Below are 3,282 nucleotides of genomic sequence, written 5' to 3'. Positions count from 1 at the left end.
CGTTGTTGTTTGTTCTCCTGGTTCACCTTCTTGAACAACTTTCTCTTCTCCTGGTGCTAAATCTGGATTGAATTGACGTTCAACTTCAAATGGAATCTCTTCTTTTGTAACCTCTGGGTTACCTTCTATAGGTGTAACATCTTCATTAGGAACTTTAATACTTACACCATTTAGGTCGGTTCTCATAATACCGTTTGTAAAACGATCGACCATTTGACTAGATGTAATCAAGAAATTATATTGATCATTCTTGTTGATTCCAAGTTGTTCTGTAGTTGCTTCCCAAGTTTTTCCTGCATATGAAGCTGTTACTTTTCCAGTGTTAGCATCATAGCTTAAAACCACATCGTTAAATCTTTGACCATGGAATTTACCATCATCGACGTTAAGAGAATTATCCGCATAAATAATTTTATTGATTGGTTTATCTGTTGAATTTAATGCATTGCTTCCTACTTGTTCAGACACACCAGTTGCATTATTTTTGACAAAGGCACCGTAACCTTGGAATGAGGCACCACCAATATTACCGTTAAAATTGTTTTTATTAGCATCAATTGGGTCTGTTACACCACGATAATTATTATAAGAAGTATCAATTTTAAATCCGGCTGAATCAGCTATACCTTTATCTCTTAATATACCGCCTTCTTGTAAAAAGTCACTACCATTTTTCTTAGTAAATATAAAGCCCCAACCGTCCGCATTCGTTGAATTACCTTGATGTAAGTTCGCAATTGGTACTGTGATTTCAAAGTCTTTATTAAATGAAAGTGCTTCATTAAATTGAAGTGCGCCTGAAGTACCTTGTTGAGGATCATTTCTTGTGTTAAAAGCTGTTAAAATACCTTTATCTGGGAAATCACCTTCATAGTGTTGATGAACAATATCACCATAATCTGTAAAGCTACCTGCACCTTGAGCAATGTTTGTTAAGTCGGTAGTACTTCCGTTTAATGCAACAGGTTGAATCGATCTAAAAGCGGAACGTGATAACGTTGCACGATTTTGTTGTTGGTTTTGCAAATCAAAATAAATATTAGATAAAGCTATATTAAGATCCTGCTCACTCATCGTTGCTGCATCTTGCGGTAATTGCTCAATGATGGCATTTTTATTTTGAGCCGTTAAGTGATTGTCTTTTACAAAGCGATCTATTCTATCCTGAAATTCTGTTGCTTTTTGTGATGTGCTCGGTGTTGTATTTTTTTTAACAGGGTCTGTCGTTTGTTGCCTTTCAGATGTTACTTCTGTTGATGCTTCTGTTCGAGTCTCTACGTTTGTGTTATCAATTGTTTGTTCTTTATCTGGTTGCGTTGATGATTGTGGTTGTACTTTCTCTATTTCAGCCTCTACATCATTTTGTATTTCTGGTTGATTCGATGTTATTGCTTTACTTTCTATATTTTGACTTGTTTCATTTTTAGAAGTTGCCGTCTCAGATGATACATCTTCGATAGTTTTATCTTGTAATGGGGCTTCATTTGTTTCCAACGAAGGCTCAGCTTGCTCAAGGCTTTGTTCTTGTTGTATAGCTTCTTTTTGAGTTACGACTTCCGCTTCACTGCTAGCTCCTTCTGTTTTTGGTGATTCAGTTGTTGTTTCTACACTGTCATCAATCGATTGAGTTTCAACCTCATTCGTTTGGTCTACAGTTTGTTGTTCACTTGTATCTTGTTTTTCTGACTCATCTATTTCAATACTTGATGGCGCATTCATAGTTATTTCTTCTTTTACTTCAGAAGCTTGCGCGTTGCTGTTTATACCTAAAAAGAATGTCGTACCAATAATAATACTTGCTGTACCTACTGTAAATTTTCGGATTGCGTAGTTATTTTTCTTATTGAAAAAATTGTTTTTTGAAGACAATCGAAACGCTCCTATTCTAAATAATTTGTATTAGAAGATGATATATTTTTGCTCTCTATAATAGATATAGGACAAGATATTATATTAATTGAAATGAGTTATACAACTTACACAATATTTTATGTTTATAAAAGTTAATTGATTTTTCAGTTTTTGACAAGCAATAAAATGGAAGGAATTTAATAAATGTTAATTATTATAATCTCAATTTTTCTATTCTTTAGGAGATTACATTTAGGGTACTTAATTTATATTTAACGAGTAGGGTATATGTCCAAATTGTTGTCATAAATTCTTAAATTTTTATATCATTTAACTTTTATGATGATTCTTTATAGCGGTGATATGTTTAATATTTTTCAAAGATACAAAATGTTCACGACCTTCAAAAAGATATATCAACATTATTTTGCCACTCAACATAACAATTTTAAGTGGCATAATTAATAGTGACTTGGAAGATTCTGTCGTTATCCTCAAGTACTGAGAATGATAAATGCCTTTATAAATCTTAAATAAATCATAATCCTCAAAACTATATTCAATAGCTTCTACACTATCAATTAGTTTAAGTAAAGCTGATTTACTAGGCGCAAAATCACGCGTTACAAATATTTTTAATAACTTGATAATACTTTTTTGAACTGGAAAACCACATAATTTAATAAAAATAATTAACAGTTCAAAGTCTTTCTTTTTAAGTTGATCCTGATTTTCTGGTATATAGTACACATTTTGCTTATAGTTAAAAACAACTTCTTTTCGATCTAGCCATTCATCATTATCGTATAAGTAATTTCTAACTTCTTGTATATCACGCTTGATGGTTCTTTCACTAACATTAAATTCATATGCAAGTTGAGAAATATTAATATATTGATTTTTTATCAATCTTGTATAAACACTTAATAAACGATTAGAGCGACTCAATATACCACCTCCGATACAATAATCATTATATTTATAAGGTGGGACATTTATATGTACAACCATAAATAAAATATGAATAATTTAAAACTATTTAATCAAATCTTTATTTGTTTTTATTGAGCATTTCTTTCTATTGTTAGATTGATGTCAAATACACTTTGTTAAATAATGATTTTAACATCAAACAAGTTAAATTCATATGTAATTTAGAATAATTGAATGATACATACATTTGATGTGAGGTTATTCATGCTAAATATAAGTGTTCAATAAGGATAAAGGGTAATTTAATATTTGATAAGCATATACAGAAGTAATGCGAGGTAAGTGCGATTGTATAAAAAAGGGAAGCGTAGCTGTACTGCACCCCAAAAGTTGAACCTACAAAATTCAACTTTTGGGGTGTTTAATTATGAATAAAAGTTATAGTTTAGATTTCAAACTTAAAATATTACAAGAATACAAAAGCGGGCAACTTGGTTA

Annotated in this window: 2 protein-coding genes; both read right to left on the bottom strand. The window is 31.1% G+C overall.

Annotation, left to right across the window (positions count from 1 at the left end; genetic code table 11):
- A partial coding sequence (locus tag HHH54_RS10820) for a YSIRK-type signal peptide-containing protein (RefSeq protein WP_198618806.1) occupies nt 1-1,869 on the bottom strand: 1,869 nt, incomplete at its 3' end.
- A gap of 312 nt (nt 1,870-2,181) precedes the next feature.
- The gene (locus HHH54_RS10815) at nt 2,182-2,799 is read right to left on the bottom strand and encodes an HTH domain-containing protein (protein WP_198618805.1); all 618 of its coding nucleotides are present in this window, start codon (nt 2,797-2,799) and stop codon (nt 2,182-2,184) included.
- Nucleotides 2,800-3,282: the final 483 nt, after the last annotated feature.

The organism is Staphylococcus canis (genome assembly GCF_016238445.1).
In the GTDB taxonomy this organism is placed as follows: domain Bacteria; phylum Bacillota; class Bacilli; order Staphylococcales; family Staphylococcaceae; genus Staphylococcus; species Staphylococcus canis.
Note: the sequence above shows the minus strand (reverse complement) of the source record. Positions and strands in the feature narration are given on the sequence as shown.